Origin of the sequence: Chryseobacterium scophthalmum, assembly GCF_900143185.1 — a bacterium.
Classification (GTDB): domain Bacteria; phylum Bacteroidota; class Bacteroidia; order Flavobacteriales; family Weeksellaceae; genus Chryseobacterium; species Chryseobacterium scophthalmum.
Genome location: NZ_FSRQ01000003.1, coordinates 185,855 through 206,357, shown reverse-complemented (window position 1 = coordinate 206,357; position 20,503 = coordinate 185,855). Strand labels below are relative to the sequence as shown.

17 protein-coding genes are annotated in these 20,503 nt (G+C 34.4%); 11 read left to right on the top strand and 6 right to left on the bottom strand.

The genetic code is table 11. From position 1 onward, the window contains the following. Nucleotides 1-131 precede the first annotated feature (131 nt). From BUR17_RS16005 to BUR17_RS15995, 3 genes are all read left to right on the top strand, one after another. Nucleotides 132-2,210 (top strand): S8 family peptidase, encoded by a 2,079-nt coding sequence (locus tag BUR17_RS16005; protein WP_228418809.1) that lies wholly within the window; start codon nt 132-134, stop codon nt 2,208-2,210. Nucleotides 2,211-2,286: 76 nt separating this feature from the next. Next, complete coding sequence (locus BUR17_RS16000) at nt 2,287-4,359, top strand: alpha-ketoacid dehydrogenase subunit alpha/beta (protein ID WP_074231606.1); 2,073 nt, start codon at nt 2,287-2,289, stop codon at nt 4,357-4,359. Nucleotides 4,360-4,454: 95 nt separating this feature from the next. Beyond that, a complete protein-coding gene (locus BUR17_RS15995; protein WP_074231605.1) occupies nt 4,455-5,486 on the top strand; it encodes a bestrophin family protein in 1,032 nt (343 codons plus the stop codon). Between the two features lie 155 nt (nt 5,487-5,641). Here BUR17_RS15995 and BUR17_RS15990 read toward each other — a convergent pair whose 3' ends face one another. Further along, nucleotides 5,642-6,100, bottom strand: coding sequence for an Lrp/AsnC family transcriptional regulator (locus BUR17_RS15990; protein ID WP_074231604.1), 459 nt, complete (start codon nt 6,098-6,100; stop codon nt 5,642-5,644). 145 nt (nt 6,101-6,245) lie between these two features. On the opposite strand from BUR17_RS15990, the gene BUR17_RS15985 reads away from it, so the two are divergent. After that, the gene (locus BUR17_RS15985) at nt 6,246-7,475 is read left to right on the top strand and encodes an aminotransferase class I/II-fold pyridoxal phosphate-dependent enzyme (protein WP_074231603.1); all 1,230 of its coding nucleotides are present in this window, start codon (nt 6,246-6,248) and stop codon (nt 7,473-7,475) included. 173 nt (nt 7,476-7,648) lie between these two features. On the opposite strand, the gene BUR17_RS15980 is transcribed toward BUR17_RS15985, so the two are convergent. Continuing rightward, nucleotides 7,649-8,653 (bottom strand): glycosyltransferase, encoded by a 1,005-nt coding sequence (locus BUR17_RS15980; protein WP_074231602.1) that lies wholly within the window; start codon nt 8,651-8,653, stop codon nt 7,649-7,651. A gap of 103 nt (nt 8,654-8,756) precedes the next feature. Here BUR17_RS15980 and BUR17_RS15975 point away from each other — a divergent pair, with 103 nt between their 5' ends. From BUR17_RS15975 to BUR17_RS15965, 3 genes are all read left to right on the top strand, one after another. After that, a complete protein-coding gene (locus BUR17_RS15975) occupies nt 8,757-9,647 on the top strand; it encodes a LysR family transcriptional regulator (RefSeq protein ID WP_074231601.1) in 891 nt (296 codons plus the stop codon). A 71-nt stretch (nt 9,648-9,718) separates the two neighbouring features. Next, nucleotides 9,719-10,657 (top strand): YeiH family protein, encoded by a 939-nt coding sequence (locus tag BUR17_RS15970; protein ID WP_074231600.1) that lies wholly within the window; start codon nt 9,719-9,721, stop codon nt 10,655-10,657. A gap of 367 nt (nt 10,658-11,024) precedes the next feature. Next, entirely contained in the window at nt 11,025-11,372 is a 348-nt protein-coding gene (locus tag BUR17_RS15965; protein ID WP_074231599.1) for a DUF1622 domain-containing protein, read from the top strand. Nucleotides 11,373-11,402: 30 nt separating this feature from the next. On the opposite strand, the gene BUR17_RS15960 is transcribed toward BUR17_RS15965, so the two are convergent. Together BUR17_RS15960 and BUR17_RS15955 are read right to left on the bottom strand one after the other, a co-directional pair. Further along, nucleotides 11,403-11,801 (bottom strand): hypothetical protein, encoded by a 399-nt coding sequence (locus tag BUR17_RS15960; RefSeq protein ID WP_074231598.1) that lies wholly within the window; start codon nt 11,799-11,801, stop codon nt 11,403-11,405. A 2-nt stretch (nt 11,802-11,803) separates the two neighbouring features. Next, the gene (locus BUR17_RS15955) at nt 11,804-12,973 is read right to left on the bottom strand and encodes a THUMP domain-containing class I SAM-dependent RNA methyltransferase (protein ID WP_074231597.1); all 1,170 of its coding nucleotides are present in this window, start codon (nt 12,971-12,973) and stop codon (nt 11,804-11,806) included. A 122-nt stretch (nt 12,974-13,095) separates the two neighbouring features. Here BUR17_RS15955 and BUR17_RS15950 point away from each other — a divergent pair, with 122 nt between their 5' ends. Beyond that, entirely contained in the window at nt 13,096-13,821 is a 726-nt protein-coding gene (locus tag BUR17_RS15950) for a class I SAM-dependent methyltransferase (protein ID WP_074231596.1), read from the top strand. Between the two features lie 273 nt (nt 13,822-14,094). Beyond that, nucleotides 14,095-14,811, top strand: coding sequence for a ZIP family metal transporter (locus BUR17_RS15945; protein ID WP_074231595.1), 717 nt, complete (start codon nt 14,095-14,097; stop codon nt 14,809-14,811). Nucleotides 14,812-14,885: 74 nt separating this feature from the next. Here the strand turns inward: BUR17_RS15945 and BUR17_RS15940 are convergent, their stop codons facing one another. Both BUR17_RS15940 and BUR17_RS21195 read right to left on the bottom strand, forming a co-directional pair. After that, on the bottom strand, nt 14,886-16,313 hold the full coding sequence (locus BUR17_RS15940) for an OmpP1/FadL family transporter (RefSeq protein WP_074231594.1): 1,428 nt from the start codon (nt 16,311-16,313) through the stop codon (nt 14,886-14,888). A 29-nt stretch (nt 16,314-16,342) separates the two neighbouring features. Beyond that, on the bottom strand, nt 16,343-17,416 hold the full coding sequence (locus BUR17_RS21195) for a prolyl-tRNA synthetase (protein WP_074231593.1): 1,074 nt from the start codon (nt 17,414-17,416) through the stop codon (nt 16,343-16,345). A gap of 146 nt (nt 17,417-17,562) precedes the next feature. On the opposite strand from BUR17_RS21195, the gene proS reads away from it, so the two are divergent. Then, the gene (gene proS, locus BUR17_RS15930) at nt 17,563-19,038 is read left to right on the top strand and encodes a proline--tRNA ligase (protein ID WP_074231592.1); all 1,476 of its coding nucleotides are present in this window, start codon (nt 17,563-17,565) and stop codon (nt 19,036-19,038) included. 126 nt (nt 19,039-19,164) lie between these two features. Beyond that, a complete protein-coding gene (locus BUR17_RS15925) occupies nt 19,165-20,460 on the top strand; it encodes an OmpA family protein (protein WP_074231591.1) in 1,296 nt (431 codons plus the stop codon). The last annotated feature ends 43 nt before the right edge of the window (nt 20,461-20,503 follow it).

The window sequence follows — 20,503 nt, the reverse complement described above, 5'->3', positions numbered from 1 at the left end:
TACTAATTTAATAATTTTACTCGAAGAAAGTTATTAATTCATATATTTGTCACTCATAATCGTGTAATAATTTTTTATAATCTATCATGAAAAAACATTTACTTTTAGTAAGTACATTGGCAATTTCTCTTATGAGCGCGCAAAGTAACGATGCGCTAAAGAGGGATTTTGAAAGACAGAATAGAGAGAACAATGCTAAATTTGACTCTTATGTTGCAAAACGTTATGGAGCAGATAAATCTCCAGAAATTTTAAAAGAAATAGAAGAACAAAGAAGTACTTTATCTGGTTTTGATCCAAGTGGAAAACCATATTTTCTACAAGCCGAAGATATGGATCAAATTAAAAATTCTAATTCTGATTTTCTTCAAAACGGAACAATTACTGGATTAACCGGTTCATTTAATGGTGAAAACATCAAGTTTACAATTTTTGACGGAGGTAGAGTATTTGGAGGACATGCATTTTTTGACAACCTTCCTGGCAGAATCACGAGTAAAGAAGCTACCACAATGAATTATAGTGGGCACGCAACTTCAGTAGCTGGATTTATTGGAGCAAGAGCGCATACACAAACATTAACAATTAATGGTTCACCGAGAAGTATAAACTTCCAGGGTATTGCTAAAAACTCTACTATGGATTCTTATGCATTTAGAAATAGTGTTTTACCTGGAAATACTGCTACAAGTACAGTTTTCCAAAAAATTATTGCTGCACAACCGAAAATTTCTAACCACTCTTACGGAACAAATACAGGATGGAGCATAGAAACTGTTTCTGGTGCTGCTGCATTGGTATGGAATGGAGCTTTTACAAGCCCTAATCAATCAGCTGACCTTCAGGGAACATATTTTTCTAGTGATCAAAATTATGACCAGATTGTTTATAGTAACCCTTCCTACATTATCGTAAAATCATCTGGAAACTATTTTGGTACCGGCCCTGATTTACCTGGGGGAAATAACGCGCCAAAATATTACTCTGATGCTAATAATAACTTAGTTGCATTTGCTGCTACTGATACTTTACCTCTTACAAATTGCTCTTTCGGATACGACTGTATTAGTAATGGATCATTAGCCAAAAATATAATTGTTGTAGGTGCTACAGATATTATAACAGCAAACAACGGAAGGTATGTTACTGCAAGCAATGTTATCCATTCTGATTACAGTAGTGCTGGTCCTAGAGATGACGGTGGTATAAAGCCAGATATAACTGCAGTTGGAACTTCAGTTGGAAGTGCATCAACAGCAGAAGATACAGTAGGAAGTAACAGCTTAACTGTTGGTGATGGTACATCATATTCAGCACCTGTAGTTACTGGTATTATTGGTTTATGGACACAAATCAACAAACAATTATTTAACAATAATGAATTAAATGCTGCTTCAGCAAAAACATTAATGATACATTCTGCAGCTGAAGCTGGGAATGTAGGACCAGATCCATTATTTGGATGGGGATTCATTGATAGCAAAAAAGGAGCAGAGCTATTAGTCGGAAAATCAAACAATACTGTAATTTTCACTGATGAAACATTAGCAAGTGGGGTTGCTAACAGCAAGACAATTAAAGCATCCGGAACAGAACCTCTTAAAGTAACTGTTTCTTGGATTGATCCTGCATTTGTTTTACCTGCTAACCTAACATGGGCACAAGCTTACAACAACAGATCTTCAAGGCTAATAAACGATTTAGATGTAAGAATTATTGATACTACAACTAATACTGTATATCAACCTTGGAAATTAGATGCAAACAGCCCAATGACACCAGCAACAAAAGCTGATAATACTGTAGATAACGTAGAACAAGTAGTTTTAGATAATCCAGTTGCGGGTAGAACTTATAGAATAGAAGTAACTAATAAAGGAACATTGGTGAATAGTGCGGGTACAGCTGCTCCTCAAAACTATTCTATAATCGTTACAGGATTCAATGAGGTTTTAGGAACAAAAGATGTTGCAAATTCAACAAACGGAATTGTTATTGCACCAACTCTTACAAAAGATGTTGTAAACATCTTAAAAGCACCTAAAAAATCTAGTTACACAGTATATGATTTATCTGGCAAGAAATTACAAAATGGAGTAATCAATAGCGCTCAAGAAACAATTAGTTTATCTTCTTACACCAATGGTATCTATATCATTGAAGTAAAAACTGATAAAGACGTTATTTCTAAGAAAGTTATCAAAGAATAATTATAATTCAGATATAATTTTACGCAAAACACTAACACTTGTTAGTGTTTTGTTTTTTTATGTATATTTGCTTCCTATGGAAAATACACTTCACGAGAAAGTTTCAAAAGATATTTTGCTTAAAGCGTACAATCACATGATGCTTGCAAAAGCAATGGCAGATATTTATGAAGAGAACAGAAATGTTACCAAATATGTTCATAGCACATCAAGAGGTCATGAGGCTATTCAGTTGGCAACGGCTTACCAATTAAAAAAAGAAGACTGGGTTTCTCCTTATTACAGAGACGAAAGCATTCTTTTGGGAATAGGTTTTCAGCCTTACCAATTAATGTTACAATTATTAGCGAAAGCAGATGATCCTTTCTCTGGTGGTAGATCTTACTATTCTCATCCTTCTAGCAGAGATGAAGACAAACCAAAAATTATTCACCAAAGTTCAGCAACCGGAATGCAGACAATTCCTACAGCGGGAGTTGCTCAAGGAATAAAATATATTCAGGATTTTAATTTACAGCAATTTGAAAACAATCCCGTGGTTGTTTGTAGTCTTGGAGATAATTCTGTGACTGAAGGTGAAGTAAGTGAAGCGTTGCAATTTGCAGCTTTACACCAGCTTCCTATTATTTTCTTGGTTCAGGATAATGAATGGGGAATTTCGGTTACCAAAGAAGAAGCAAGAACTTGTGATGCCTATGATTTCGTAGCGGGGTTTGAAGGTTTGGGAAGAATGCGTGTTGACGGAACCAATTTCGTTGAAAGCTTCGAAGTAATGAAAAAAGCTGTAGATTTTGTAAGAGCAGAAAGAAAACCTTTGGTTGTTTGTGCAAAAACAGTTTTGATTGGTCATCACACTTCCGGAGTGAGAAGAGAATTCTATAGAGATGAAGAAGATTTAACGAAGCACAGAGCAAAAGATCCGGGAGAAATCCTGAGAAATCAATTGCTGGAATCTGGTGTTGATGAAGAATTATTAAAACAAATCACTAAAAAAGCTCGTCTTGAAGCTGAAGAAGCATTCGAAAAAGCTCAAAAAGCCGAAGATCCGAAGCCTGAAACAGTGATGCAACATATTTTCGCTCCGACTCCTATTACAGAAGAAGTTGGAACTCGTGAACCTGAAGGCGGAGAAAAAATCGTGATGGTAGATGCAGCTATTCATGCCATTCAGGAAATTATGTGGAAACATCCGGAAGCATTGTTGTACGGACAGGATGTTGGTGAAAGAATTGGTGGAGTTTTCCGTGAAACAGTAACTTTAGGAAAGAAATTCGGAAGCAAAAGAGTTTTCAATACAGCAATTCAGGAAGCTTACATCATTGGTTCTACAACCGGAATGAGCGCAGTTGGTTTGAAACCGATTGTTGAAGTACAGTTTGCTGATTATATTTATCCGGGAATCAATCAGTTGATCACGGAAATTTCAAAATCTAGTTATTTAAGTCAGGGTAAATTCCCTGTGAGCAATATCATCCGTGTTCCGATCGGAGCTTACGGCGGTGGCGGACCTTACCATAGCGGAAGTGTAGAAAGTATTTTAGCAAATATTAAAGGAATTAAAATCGCTTATCCAAGCAACGCAGCTGATTTCAAAGGTTTATTAAAAGCAGCTTATTACGACCCGAATCCTGTTGTAATGTTAGAGCATAAAGGATTATATTGGAGCAAAGTTCCAGGAACTGAAGATGCAAAAACGATTGAGCCTGCGGAAGACTATATTTTACCTTTTGGAAAAGGAAAAATCGTAATCGAAGCTGATGAAAATCAAATCAAAAAAGGAAATACTGTAGTGGTAATCACTTACGGAATGGGAGTTTATTGGGCTAAAGAAGCCGTAAAGAATTTTGGTGAAAAAGTGGAAGTAATTGACTTAAGAACCCTTATTCCTTTGGATGAAGAACTGGTTTTTGAAAGAGTAAAAGCACACGGAAAATGTATCGTTTTAACGGAAGAACAGCTGAACAACTCTTTCGCTGAAGCCTTTGCACACCGTATTTCTAAAAACTGCTTCAAATATCTTGATGCGCCTGTAGAAACGATGGGATCGCTTGATACTCCTGCAGTTCCAATCAATTTAGTTTTGGAAAAAGAAATGCTTCCAAATGCTGAAAAGCTAAGTGCAAAAATCGAAGAAATGCTGAAATATTAATTCAGACAAAAAATAAATAATAAGACCTCTAAAATTTTTAGAGGTTTTTTTGTACACTTTTTGCTAACTTGGTTATACAAAAATTTTACATTTAAATGATCACTACAAAATACGTCAATTACAGGCAGGTTCTTAACTTATCAGGATTCCACTTAATTTTAATTGCTGTTTGGTGTACTTTGATTGCTGTACTTTTTCACGTTTTTCATTGGGACTGGATGATTATTCCCTGGGTTCCGGTTGCTTTGATTGGTACAGCAGAAGCGTTTTTGGTCGGTTTTAAAAATAATCAGGCATACGACAGGTTGTGGGAAGCCCGAAAAATTTGGGGCGGAATTGTCAATTCAAGCCGTTCGTTTGCTTCTATGGTTTATGCTTTTGATACCAACAATGAAAATTTAGGAAAGTTTGATATAGAAGACCGCAAGAAAAAAATTGTTCACCGTCATATTGCATGGCTGTATGCTTTTCGTGAACAGCTTTTGGTTCCAGCTGAATGGGAGCATATTAAAGTAGAAGAAGAGCATTTTAAAAATATCGATCACAAACGAAATCGTTTGATAAAAGCAGGTTTTCCGGACTATGGAAGAACTCCTATTTTCCTCAATAAATATTTATCTGAAGAAGAAGCTGAGCTACAAAATCATTATAAAAACTTTGCAACTTACCTTATTGCTCAGCAATCGAAAGATGTGAATGAGCTGAAAAATAGGGAAGCCATTTCAGAATTCAACCAAATACAGTTACAAGATTGCCTTAATGAATTTTATACTTTGCAGGGACAAGCCGAGAGAATTAAAAAATTCCCTTTACCTAGACAGTTTGCGAGTACCGCTTTTGTTTTTAACGTCATCTTTATTATGCTGCTTCCTTTAGGTTTGGTGAGCGAATTTGCCAAGCTTGGAGATTGGGGAATTTGGGCTTCTATTCCTTTCTGTATTACGATTGGCTGGATTTATATTATTATGGAATTGGTGGGTGATTATTCTGAAAACCCCTTCGAAGGTTTGATGTTTGATATTCCTATGCTTGCAATTTGCCGAAGTATAGAGGTTGACCTTTTACAAATGGGAGGTGACAAAGATTTACCAGATGCAATCACTTCTAAAAACGGAGTTTTAGTTTAATTTTAAAGCTAAATTCTAAAATACGAACTACTTTGCAGCCCGACTTGAGCGGAAATCCTTTTTTGTTGGTTGAGCTTGTCGAAACCAACAAAAAAGATTGGGAGCGGAAGGCGGAAAAAGCTGCCAAAAACATAATAACCACGTTCGATGGTATACTATAAAATAATTTTGGTTGTATTTTTCACTTCAGAGATCGTGAAAGAGCTGTGTGTACTTGCAATATGCTGCAAAGTCGTGAGTTTGGTCACCATAAAATTTCTGTAATCATCCATATCTTTCAGGCAGATTTTTAAAATATAATCGTAATCGCCGCTTACATGAAAACATTCGGTGACTTCCTGTAGATTCATTACTTCTTTTTCAAACTGCATCACATATTCTTTTTTGTGCTGCGTAAGTTTCACATGACATAAGATCAAAAATTTTCTGTCAATTTTTGTCTTGTCAACCAAAGCTACATATTTGGAAATTACACCTGAATTTTCGAGTTTTCTGATGCGTTCATAGACCGCAGTTACTGAAAGACCAAGCTTGTAAGACAGTTCTTTGGTGGTTTGTTTGCAGTCTTCCTGTAAATATTGCAGCAGTTTTTTATCAGTTTCATCAAAAGTCATAGATAATATTTTACTAAAATTTAGAATAAAACAAATATAACCAACTTATATTCTACAAAAACAAAATCTGACAGTTTTATTTTCTAAATATTTAAATTATAGTTGTAATAATTATCAGAAATATTCATTTTTAAAACAAAAAAATATGAACCATTTCAATGCGGCTAATGAAATACAGGATCTTCAGTATTTCGGAGAATTCGGAGGGGTAAATCCTTCAATTTCTGACAGTTCAACGTATACTTTTCTTTCAGCGAAAACAATGTTTGATACTTTCGAAGGTAATGCGGAAGGTTGCTATCTATATTCAAGACATTCTTCCCCGATGAATCTTTACCTTTCTGAGGCTTTGGCAAAAATGGAAAATACTGAAGCTGCCAATGTTACCGCTTCAGGAATGGGCGCCATTACTTCTGTTTTGATGCAGGTTTGCAAATCGGGTGATCATATTATTTCAAGCAGAACAATTTACGGCGGAACGTATGCTTTTATGAAAAATTTTCTGCCACCTTTCCAGATCGAAACTTCATTTGTAGATATCAATAATTTTGAATCTATAGAAAATGCTATTAACGAAAACACAAAGATTATATATTGCGAAAGTGTAAGCAACCCTCTTTTGGAAGTTGCCGACCTTAGAAAACTTTCAGAGATCTGCAAAAGACATAACCTAAAACTTATTGTAGACAATACTTTTTCTCCACTTACCATCTCTCCTACTCTTTTGGGAGCAGATATTGTGATTCACAGTTTAACCAAATTCATCAACGGAAGCAGTGATACTGTGGGTGGAGTTTATTGTGCAAGTCAGGAATTCATAAATGACACCAAAAATGTAAACAACGGAGCGTGTATGCTTTTGGGTCCTACAATGGACAGTTTCCGCTCGGCAAGTATTCTTAAAAATTTAAGAACGCTTCATATCAGAATGAAACAGCACAGTCACAACGCTTTATTTTTAGCTGAAAGATTTGAGGAAGATGGTTTAAAAGTTTCATATCCGGGTTTAAAGTCTCATAAAAATCATGAATTAATGAAAAGCATGATGCATGAAGAATACGGATTTGGCGGATTACTGACTTTAGATGCAGGAACAACAGACAAAGCCAACGAATTGATGGAAATGATGCAGCAGGAAAACCTAGGTTATTTAGCGGTAAGTTTAGGCTTTTATAAAACATTATTCTCATGCTCTGGAAGCTCAACTTCATCAGAAATTCCTGAAGAGGAACGTGAAGCAATGGGAATTTCTGACGGATTAATAAGATTCTCAATCGGTCTCGATCACGATATCGAACGTACTTACGAAAAGATGAAAGAATGCATGCTCAAAACAGGTGTTCTAAACCATGAAACCATATCATCCATATTTTAATTATTGTATAAAAGCTGTCAAAATTTTGACAGCTTTTATTATTTTTTTGAAAAATTTTGGATTCTTAATGTCATTCTGAACGTAACGAAGTGAAGTGAAGAATCTTTTTATAAGCTGAGATTCTTCCTTCGTCAGAAATCAAAGGTTCGGCGTAGCCAATGACAAACTATAATTTAAACTTTATGAAAATGTTTAGGAAATGCATCTTCAGGTTTCATCTTTAAAACATTTAATAAAGTCCACGATTTTAAAAAACCATATCCATAAGAAAACATTTGAATATACGTTGAAATCACCGCCATTGCGCCAATTGCAATATTTTTAGTAACAATGGTAGCATGAATTAAAACCATGAAAGTGTACAATCCGAAAAGAGAAAGGATAAAACCTTTTCCCAAAATAAAATATTCAATAAATCCTAAAACGTAACCTAACAAAAACAAAGTTGGAAATGCGAAAGAAATTTTCACGTAATTAGGATGTCTTTGATTAAGAATCGGTCTTGCACAACCGAACTGATAGACCTGTTTTGAAAACTTTCCAAAGTCTACTCTTCGTTTGTGATACACTGCAATAGTATCAAAAAAAGCAGTGGTAAAACCATTTTCCCAAAGCGTCATCGAAAGATCAGGATCTTCACCAATTCTCATTTCAGAAAAACCACCTACCTTCTCAAAAACTTCTTTTTTCACGCCCATATTAAAACTCCTCGGCTGAAATTTTGAAACCGCTTTTTTATTTCCTCTGATTCCGCCTGTTGTAAAAACGGAAGTCATAGAATAGGAAATCGCTTTCTGCATCAGATTAAAACCTTTATGCGCTTTATCGGCTCCACCAAAAGCATCGCAAGGAATGGTAAGAATATCGTTTTTAATATTTTCAATATAATCTTTCTCTACAATCACATCACTGTCTACAAAAACCAACCAATCATTTGAAGCTCTTTTTGCACCGTAATTTCTCGATAAACCAGGTCCTGAATTGGTTTTTTTGAAATATTTTATATTTAAAATTTCTTCGAATTGATGGATTGTCGGTTGTAAATCAATCAAAGAACCATCATCAACGATAATCACCTCAAAGTCTTTATCAGTCTGAGAATTGAGTGAATTTAATAGCTCGAAAAGTTCATCTTTTCGGTTAAAAATAGCAACAACGATGGAAATAGTAGGTTTCAAATTGAAAATTTTTCAAAATTAACCATTTTGCGAGACAGTTTGCAAATGTAGAATTGAATTGTTTGTTAAAAATAAAAAATAGTTACTTTTATAAAAAAATTTCATGTCAGATTTCCGACTAAAAGTTTTTCTGGAAGTAAAAAAACATCTGAATTTCTCTAAAGCTTCCGAAGCTTTATTTATCACGCAACCTGCAGTGAGTAAACACATCAAAACTTTGGAAGATGAGTTGGGAGTTCAGCTTTTTGAACGAACCAAACAAGGTGTGAAGTTAACTTTGGAAGGCGAAAAGTATTCGACTTTTGCAGAAGAGATTATGAATCTTTACGAAGAAGGAAAGTTCGTCATGAATCAGGTTAAAAATAAATATGACGGAACCCTCAAAATTGGAGCAAGTACAACCATTGCACAATATATTCTTCCAAAAATTCTTGCACAATTTACTTCTCAACATCAAGGAATCGAGATTACTTTATTCAACAATAATACAGAAGAAATTGAAAATTTACTGATTCAGAAAAAAATTGATTTAGGATTTATTGAAGGTATTTCCGGAAAATCTCAGCTGAAATATGCCGAAATTGGAAAAGATGAATTGGTGTGTACTGTAAATGCAAATCATCCTTTAGCCAAAAGAAACAGTTGTTCTGTTTATGATATTTTGCAGTTTCCATGGGTGTTTCGGGAGCAAGGTTCCGGAAGTTTAGATGTTTTGAATGTTTATTTAAAACAAATTGGAATTCTAAGAAAAGACATTCAAACAGAAGCCTATCTTGGAAGTACCGAAAGCATAAAATCGTATTTAAAAGTATCAGAGTGCATTGGTTTTGTTTCCGTTTATTCTATAACAGACGAAATTATTGCCGGAAAACTAAAAATTTTAGATATCGACAACTTAGAAATGTTGCGCTCCTTCTATTCTGTAGAACTTCATGGTTCTTTAAAAAATATTCCAAAATTATTTTTAAGCTTTTTAAACAATAACATAAAGTAATAATAGATAATATTTTATCATAACTGAATGTGATTTAGTTTTCTGAATTTTGTAGAAAGAAATTCATCGTTATGATACAAAACATTTCACCTTCGCTCAGAAAATTTATTTTCTTTTTTGCTTTATTTATTTGCTTACTTCCATTTATAGATGCGCCTTTAGCATTGGTATTAGGATTTTTGGTTTCGTCAATTGTTCCGGATTCATTTAAAAAATATCAAGGGAAACTCACTCATTTTCTATTGCAATTTTCTGTGGTTGGTTTAGGATTCGGAATGAATATCCACGAAGCAATGAAAGCCGGGAAAGAAGGATTCGTATTTACAGTAGCATCCATATTTCTCACATTAACTGCAGGAATTCTGATCGGAAATTTTTTGAAAATACGTAAAAATACCTCTACCCTAATTTCTGCAGGTACTGCAATTTGTGGCGGAAGTGCAATTGCTGCTATTGCTCCGGTTATAAACGCTGATGAAAATGAAACTTCAGTTTCTTTGGCAACTATTTTTGCGCTCAATTCGATTGCATTATTTCTATTTCCTGTTTTAGGACATCTTTTAAGCATGGATCAGCATCAATTCGGACTTTGGTGCGCTGTGGCGATACATGATACGAGTTCGGTTGTTGGTGCTTCTTCAAAATTTGGAAATGAAGCTCTTAAAATTGCAACGACGGTAAAATTAGAACGGGCACTTTGGATTATTCCTATAAGTTTGCTTTTTGCATTTATCAATAAAAAGAATGGAACCGGTAAAATAAAAATCCCCTATTTTATTTTTCTGTTTGTGTTAGCAATTGTAGCAAGCTCTTATATTCCAGCTGTGGAAGCTATTTCAGAACACATCGTTTTTCTTGCTAAAAAAGGTTTAACCTTTACTTTATTTCTTATTGGTTCAAACATGAGCATCACTGCTTTAAAAGCTGTTGGAATTAAACCATTAATTCAGGGTGTCTTGCTTTGGGCGCTTATTTCTGTGGGAAGTTTGTTGGTTATTTTGTGGATTTAAATATTTCTTATATGTCTATCATTTTTGATCATAATAAAAATTTTGACGCAAAGAGCGCAAAGATTTCTTTAAACAATTCACTGTTTTTAAGCTCACAAAGGCGTTTGACTTCGTCTAATCTTCAATTTCACTTAACTAAGCATACAAAGACTTTTCTAATATGACAAAAAGTGCACAATAATAATTTCTTATTTAAATTTTTTTAAAGAACATTCTAAATTAGTAATTTGATTTATAAAATTCCATTACGCTGATTTTGCTGATTACGCAGATTTATTTTTGCAATTTCAAATCTTTAAAACTTATTGGAGGTCAAAAATTAATTAAAATTAGTATCTTAATTTTCTCTTAAAATGTTTACGCCAAAATGGAAGAAATTAAAATTTATATAGATTATATTGCCAGAATTATTGAAGTTATCGGGGTACTTACGATTTTCGCCGGAGCAGTAATCGCTTTAATAAAGTATTTATTTTCTATTCAAAGTACCAATCCCAGATCTTATAAAATACTAAAGCAGGAATTAGGAAAAGCAATTTTATTAGGTCTTGAGATTCTTGTTGCTGGAGATATTATCGCAACAGTTGTTACTGAACCGACGATTGACCGGCTTTTAGCTTTAGGATTAATTGTGCTCATCCGTACTTTTCTGAGCATTTCTATTCAGGTTGAAGTAGAGGGTAAATTTCCTTGGCAGAAAAAAGAAGAAATTTAAACTGTTTTGTAAAAGAAATAAAAGTATTTTCTAAAAGAAAATTCCTGATTGGTAATAAATGAATAGTACAAAAGAAATCGCCAGCAAAATCACCGAACTACTAAAAAAAATAAGTTTAAAAAGACTTTTAAAATAAAAAAGTCCGAGATGATAAAGCGAGAAAAATAGAATGAAATAAATAGCAAAACCGATAAGAGTACAAATTAGTACACTTTGTATATAATTTTCTTCCGGAAAAGGATCTTTGAAAACAATAAAATAAAGAATGGAAGCGATCACAAGAAAGCTTCCACTCCATAATTCTGTTGTGTATTTTGATTTTTTTGAAGGTTTTGTATTTTTTTCAGAATCCGAAGATGATTTTGAAGAAGATCCAAAACTTAAAAATTCTGCAAGAACTGACAAACCATCAAGAAAATCAAAAGGCATATTTATTTTTTATTTTCATCTAATTTATGAACTTTTTTCGTTCCCTCATACATTTCATACTGTAAAAATCTGGTTTCCAGTTTTCCGTTGAAAAGTTTTATTTTTCTTGAAGGTCGAAGTCCGATTTTCTTTACTGCTTCCAGATCTGAAGAAATCAGCCAAGCCAAAGTATTTGGATAATGTGTTTTGAAAGTATCTCCTATTTTTTTGTAAAAATCATCATCATTAATAGAAATTCGTTCATCATAAGGCGGGTTGAAAACCATTAATAACGGGAATAAATCTTTTTTAGATTCGAAGAAATCTTGTCTTCTTACCTCAATCAAATCTTCCATTTCTGCAGATTCTATGTTTGCTTCTGCAGCATTCAACATTCTGCCATCAATATCGTATCCTACAATTTTACCTGTAAATTCTTTCACACGATTAATTCTTACTTCTTTTATTTTTGAAAATAAATCCGCATCATAGTTTTTCCAGTTTTGGAAACCAAACCTTTTTCTAAAAGTCTGTGCCGGAAGATCCAAAGCAATCATTGCCGCTTCAATTAAAAGTGTTCCAGAACCGCACATCGGATCAAGGAAATTTCCTTTCCCGTCCCAACCTGCCAATTGCAACATCCCGCTTGCCAAAACTTCATTGATTGGCGCTTCACCCTGCTCTTTTCTGTAGCCTCTTTTAAACAAAGCATCACCTGAAGAATCTAATGAAATCGTGACCAATTCTCTGTCGATGTGCAAATGAAATTTGATATCCGGAGATTTTGTTTCAATACTTGGTCTTTTCCCGTATTTATTTTGGAAATAATCTACGATGGCATCTTTCATCTTAAAAGTCATAAACTGAGAATGACTGAATCTTTCTGAGTTTACGGTAGAATCGATGGCAAAAGTCTGATTGACATCCATAAATTCGTCCCATTCAAATTTGAAAAGTTTATCGTAATATTTGCTTTCATTATAAGCTTTAAACTCTTCAATCGGCACCAAAACTTTCAATGCAGTTCTTGCAGCGTAATTAACTTTATATAAAAAACCTAAATCACCTTCACAGTTTACTGCACGGTTTTTAAGTTCCACATTTCTTCCACCTAATTTTTTAACTTCCTCAGCAAGAATAGGTTCTAATCCGAAGAATGTTTTTATCTGAATTTTTAGATTTTCTGTATCCATTTTGCAAAAATAGTCATTTTAGTTGTTGGTTGTCAGTTTATAGTTGATAGAAATCGCTCTATCTTATAAAAACCATCAACCAACAACGATGTACCATCAATCAAAAACACTATTTTTGCATCATGGAATGGTTTGAATCTTGGTTTGATACCCCTTATTATCACTTATTATACAGCAACAGAAATTATACAGAAGCTGAAAACTTTATCACTAAGCTTACTTCAGAGTTAGAGCTTCCTCAATCGGCAAAAATCATTGATCTTGCTTGTGGAAAGGGAAGACACTCGGTTTTTCTTAATAAATTGGGTTACGATGTATTGGGATTAGATCTTTCCCGCCAAAGTATTGAGCATAATAAACAGTTTGAGAACCAAACGTTGATTTTCGATGTTCACGATATGCGAAATCCTATTGATTACGATCCTGTAGATGCGGTTTTTAATCTTTTTACAAGCTTCGGATATTTTGATAATGTAGAAGATGATAAAAAAGTTTTTCAATCGGTTTACAATGCTTTGAAAAAAGACGGTTATTTTGTTTTAGATTATCTGAATGAAGAATTCGTACGAAACACTTTGGTTCCTGAAACAGTTATCAGCAGAGAAGGAATTGATTTTAAAATTTCTAAAAAAATCGAAGACAGACATATTATTAAAAATATAAGATTTGAAGCAGACGGAAAATCTCATCACTTTTTCGAAAAAGTAAAGCTTCATACTTTGGAAACCATTAAAAATTATGCTGAAGAAAGCGGTTTTGAGAGAGTTAAAATCTGGGGAGATTATCAATTGAATGATTTCAATAAAGATATTTCACCACGTTGTATCAATTTATTTAAGAAAAAATAAATCAAAAAATTGCACTTTGAATGGTGACCAATATATTATTTACAATATTAACATTAATTTCAATATTTGGTGGAATTAAGTTCGGATATTTTCATAGTCATACACCTCCACTTCCATTTGTTATTTCAAGTTTATTAGTAATCATTGGAATATTTGTAATCTTTTTCAAGAAAATTTTATTTCAAAATAAAACTAACTTTGGTATACATCTTATGATAATAGGTGTGAATCTGGTCATTGTTTTATTTTGTTTATCACCCATTTTTAATTAATATGATTTTCATTCTCCTTATTTTAAGTGTCGTTGCCGGAGTTTTACTCGGTAAATATTTTGGACAAAAAGAAAAATTTTCCAAAAATTTATTGATTTTAAGTGCCGGATTTTTAATTACCATTTGTTTAAATGAAGTTTTTCCACAGGTTTATACTTCAGACATTGGTAATCTTGGGATTTTCGTTATTGGTGGAGTTTTGCTACAGATGATTCTTGAAGCCTTGACTAAAGGTTTTGAGCACGGACATTTTCATCATCATGGAGAAAGCAATATTCTTCCGATGGCATTAATGGTCGGGCTTTTTATTCATGCTTTTATTGAAGGAATTCCTTTAGCTAATGAAACGAACCCGTTTTCACCTTATCTGTTGGGAATTTTGTTTCATAACTTGCCTATTTCTTTTATTTTGGGAGCATTTTTATTTAACAGAACAAATTCAAAAATATCTTATCCTTCAATATTAATTGTTGCGTTATTTGCTTTAGCTTCACCGTTTGGAATGCTTTTAGGAAACTATTTTAATCCAGCTTGGCAACCTTACTTTTTAGCCATTGTAGGCGGAATCTTCCTGCATATCTCTTCTGTTATTATATTTGAAAGTAATAAAAACCACAATATTGATTGGTCTAAAATAGGATTGGTTATTTTGGGAGTTTCATTGGCTTTAATGATGCATTTATTCCATGATCATTCTCATGTAGGCCATCATCATTAAATTTAATTTTAAGATAAATAAAAAGGCTTCGAGAAATTTTCCCGAAGCCTTTTTTATGTTTTAGAAATAGTATTTTAGAATTTCCAACCTACTGTTAGGAAGAAATTATTTCTTATATTCTTAACGTCTGAAACTACTGAATTTGGCGTAGCTACATCAAAATCACCTGAATAATATCCTGTTCCGAAGCTTTCGTTTCCGCTTAAGAAAGGATTTTTATACTTAGAACTGATGTTTTGATACGCTGCATCAACATAGAATTTACCGAAATCATATCCGATACCTGCACCAATCGTGTTTCTAGCTCCTAAAATCAAATCGCTGTAATTAGTATCTCCAGCCTGACCATTATTAGAATAAGCACTAATTGTCATTGCGTCAAACGGGCTTGAAGCGTAAGAATAACCACCTCTCAATCTGAAAGCTTTGATTCTATATTCAGCCCCAACTTTTACTTCTGATAAATTTTTGTATGAATCGCTAAAGAAAGAATTCAATTCAGTTTCTGCAGCACCCTGAACTTTATATTTAGGTTTCGTTAATCCCAAAGTATAATCTACGTTAATTGCAAAATTCTTTGTAGGAACAAAAGCACCACTTAAAGTAGCTTTCATCGGTGATCTGAAAGATCTGTCTTCTACAAAATTATCAAAGTAAATTAATCCATCAGATCCTGTATAATAATCTGAGTAGATCCTGTCGATGCTCCACCATGTTGGAGTTTCAATTGAAGCTCCCAATCTAAACTGATTAGTAATCTTACCAATTACCCCCAAAGTTGCAGAAAAACCGTTTGATTTTTCAGAAAAAGGAGTGTATTGTTTATCAAATGAGTAGATCGTATTGTCTAAATCTAACCCAAAATTGGCGCTGTCATACTGCTCCAAATCTGCATAATGCATATTAATACTTGCACCAAGATATAAAGAGTTGTTGTAATTGGCACCTACTCCAAGATTAAATTTAGTCTGAGTTCCGTATCTGTTATAAGCATGCCCCAAATAAGCAAGATTACCTACCACAGCATTTCCTGAACCGTCAACAAGATTTTTTGGAATTGAAATATTGGTATTCCCGCCAGTTTCTACATAATTTTCAAGTGACTGTGTAGAAATACTTGCTCCCAAATTAATAAACTTCCAAGGAGTTTCTGTCATCAACTGAAAAGTAGCAACACCACTTGCATTTCCAAGATTTCCTTTAGTAATATTATAATTAACTGAAGATCCTGCTAAAGTGCTTGTATTTTTATTACCTGTAACGGATAAAGTTGCGGAAACATCACCTGCAATTGCAACACCCAAACCTGCCGGGTTGGTAAGAAGCGATGTAGCATCACCTCCCAAAGCTCCGTTAGATCCTACCATTGCATTGAACTTTGATGATCCAACCATTGGGGTGTTTGAATAAACATCAATTGAATTTCTTATCGTTGATATATCCTGAGCCTGCAAATAGAATGCTGCAGTCACACCTATTAATACTAGAGATTTTTTTAACATTATTTTTTTAATAGTTATTAAGTTGAATATTATCTACCACCTGATCTGAAACCGCCGCCTCCGCCGGATCTCATACCTCCTCCACCTCCGGAAGAACCACCTCTGAAGCCGCCACTGCTACTTCCAGAATTAAAACCTCCTGATCTGAAACCTCCATTATCACTCGGTCTTGTACTTTCATTTCTGTATCTTGGCTGAGATTGTTGTTGCTGATTGTAGTTATAATTTGGTCTTGTAGATCTTACACCGTTATTCATATTAGGTCTCATACCATTATTAGGATTACGATAACCTCCGTTGTTAGTTCTATACCCTCCATTATTCATATTGGTAGGCTGTCTGTAAGAACCAGCTCTCATACTTGAATTATTATTTCGGAAACCAGCTCCGTTATTATAAGCGCTCTTTAAAGCAGAATTATTCGTTCTGTAAGCTCCAGGTCCAGAAGTACCAAATCTTCCGTTTGCTCCACTTCTTGCGTAAGGAATTCTGTTATAGTAACCACCCCATCCCCAATAAGGATTTCCGTAATAACCACCCCAGAAAGGATTATATCCCCAATAATTATTCCAACCATAGTTCCAGCCCATTCCCCAATAAGGATTGTAGCCTCCCCATCCCCAAGAATTACCCCAGCCAAAAGACATTCCCATGCCCCAACCAGATCCCCAATAAGAACCGAAGCCTCCGCCCCAACCCCAAGGTGAACCCCAACCCATCATTCCCCACGAATTGTCGTAGTAGTTGGTTTCGTTTCCTGCAAAATTACCCCAGTCAGAATCGGTAGCATTACCATTCCAATTGGAGTTATTCCAGTTGCTGTAACGATTATCTTGTTGAGCAGCATTTATTTGAGCGTTTTGAACCAGATTAGAGTCATCCTGATAATAATCATAATATTCTCCTACTCTGTTTCCTTCATTACCATTGATGATGACACCTTCCGGCAACGTATCTTTATTTGGGTCGTAATACACCCCATCAGTCTCGCTATATCCACCCATCTGTGCACCACAAGACATTAACAACAATCCACTTGCAACGGCTAAAATACTTTTCGATTTTAGCATTCCAAGTAAATTTTTATGTATATTTCTTTTCATGATAATGTAAAAATTTTTAATTTAAATTATATTTGCATTCTGTACCAAAAATATACCAACTTATTGGTAACAAAAATCTATCAAAAATAGATCTTTATTTTTAGATTACATAATTTTAGAAAAGTTAAAATATTAAAAAAAAATTAATGGCAAAATTAACTTCAAGAAGCGAAGATTACAGCAAATGGTATAATGAATTGGTTGTGAAAGCTGATTTGGCTGAAAACTCAGGCGTGAGAGGCTCTATGGTTATAAAACCATACGGGTATGCAATCTGGGAAAAAATGCGTGATGAGATGGACAAAAAGTTCAAAGAAACGGGTCACGTTAATGCTTACTTCCCGCTTTTTGTGCCCAAAAGCTTGTTTGAAGCTGAAGAAAAAAACGCTGAAGGTTTTGCTAAAGAATGTGCTGTAGTAACGCATTACAGACTAAAAAATGATCCAGATAATCCAGGGAAATTAATTGTTGACCCGGAAGCTAAATTAGAAGAAGAGCTTATCGTAAGACCAACTTCTGAAGCAATCATCTGGAATACTTATAAAGGCTGGATTCAGTCATACAGAGATTTACCAATTCTTATCAACCAATGGGCAAATGTTGTGCGTTGGGAAATGAGAACCCGTCTATTCTTAAGAACTTCAGAGTTTTTATGGCAGGAAGGTCACACCGCTCATGCTACCAAAGATGAAGCGGTAGAAGAAGCAGAAAAAATGAATAAAGTATATGCAGATTTTGCAGAAAACTTTATGGCAATGCCTGTTGTACAAGGTTTAAAAACACCTTCAGAGAGATTTGCAGGTGCAGATGAAACGTATTGTATTGAAGCATTAATGCAGGATGGAAAAGCGCTTCAGGCAGGAACTTCTCACTTCCTTGGACAAAATTTCGCAAAAGCATTCGACGTAAAATTCACTAACAAAGAAGGAAAAATCGAACACGCTTGGGCAACTTCTTGGGGAACTTCTACGCGTTTGATGGGTGCTTTAATTATGACGCATTCTGATGATCTTGGTTTAGTACTTCCTCCAACTTTGGCACCGATCCAAGTGGTAATTGTTCCTATCTTTAAAGGAGAAGAGCAACTAAATCAGATTAGTGAGGTAGCTTTAGAAATTCAAAATAAATTAAAACTGAAAGGTATCTCAGTTAAATTTGATAATGATACTCAAAACAAACCAGGTTGGAAATTTGCAGAATACGAATTGAAAGGTGTTCCGTTGAGAATTGCAATGGGTCCTAGAGATTTAGAAAACAAATCTGTAGAAATCGCAAGAAGAGATAATCTTACGAAAGAAACGCGTCCATTGGAAGGTTTAGATTCTTATATCGAAGATTTATTGAAAACCATTCAGCAGGATATGTACACTAAAGCTTTTGAGTTTAGAAAAAACAATTTCACGAAAGTAGATTCTTATGATGAATTTAAAAAAGTTTTAGAAGAAAAGCCAGGATTCATCTACGCACATTGGGACGGAACTGCTGAAGAGGAAGAGCAGATTAAAGAAGAAACTAAAGCAACCATTAGATGTATTCCTCTAGACGATGATATTGAAGAAGGTGTTTCTTTGATCTCTGGGAAACCATCAAAAAGAAGAGTTTTATTTGCTAAAGCTTACTAAGACTTTAACATAATAATTATTAAATCTGCAAAAATTTTAAGAATTTTTGCAGATTTTTCTTGAAACCTATGATTTGGATAGATTTTTGATTAAATTTATCTCACATTAACTTCAAAATAAATTAATATGTCATTAAACATCATTGATCTTATCAAAGGGCAGCTAGGTTCTGCACTTGTTTCTCAGGCTGCATCGCAACTTGGAGAAAGTGAAGCCGGGATTTCTAAAGCCGTTTCGGGTTTACTTCCGGTGATTGTAGGCGGATTAGCCAACAATTCTGACAATCCTGCAGTATTGGATTCTATTTCCAATGCTTCTTCGCAAGGTATTTTGGGGAATTTATTAGACACCGCGTCTAACAATTCTATGGTTTCTGGACTATTGTCATCAATTTTCGGTGATAAACTTAGTGGAATTATCAATACCATTGCAACCTATGCTGGAATCAGCAACAATTCTTCATCTTCGTTATTAAATCTAGTTACCGGTGCAACAGTAGGTTCCGTAGGAAAATATGCTGCAGAAAATAATCTAGACAAATCTGGTATTTCATCATTATTAAATGATCAGAAAGGAGTTGTTTCTACACTTTTACCAGCCGGACTTTCGTTAGCATCTTTAAATGTTGGTGATTGGGCAAAAGGTTATAAGTTTGACAATGATAACGACACCATTGCATCAACTCCACACGAAGAACCGAAAGTAGAAGTTACCAGAAGCGTTGCGGATGGCGGTACTTTCCCAAACAACCCGACTCCTTCCGAAGGTGGTTCTATCTGGAAATGGCTTCTTCCATTGTTACTTTTAATCGCAGCAGGATATTTCTTATGGAAACAGTGTGAGAAAAAAGAAACTACAACTACAACAACTGTTTCAGGTGACAGCTTAAATACTGTAAATGATACGATGTCGACACAAAACGACACAACTACAATGACGACCACCAAAGTTGATGAAGATATCGATTTAAACGGAATGGCATTGAAGGGTTACAAAGGCGGACTGGAAGATCAAATGATCACCTTCTTAAAATCTGATGGCTACAAAAACGCTGCAAACGATGATGCATTAAATAAAAAATGGTATGATTTTGACCATGTGAATTTCAAAATAGGAAGTGCGAATGCTTTAGAAGCAGGATCTGAAGGACAATTACAAAATTTAGTAGCGATTTTAAAAGCATATCCCGATGCAAAAATAAAAATTGGCGGTTATACCGATAAAACCGGAGATGAAGCTAAGAACAAAAAGCTTTCTTCAGACAGAGCTCATTTCATTAAAGATTGGTTAGGAAAACAAGGTGTAGGAGCACAGGTTATTGCTGCTGATGGATACGGAAGTGAATTCGCAAAAGTTGATGCATCAGCTTCAAACGAAGAAAGAGCAGTTGACAGAAAAATGTCTGTAAGATTTGCAAAATAATTTCTTTTTAAATATAAAATGAATCCCGAAAGTTTTTTTCGGG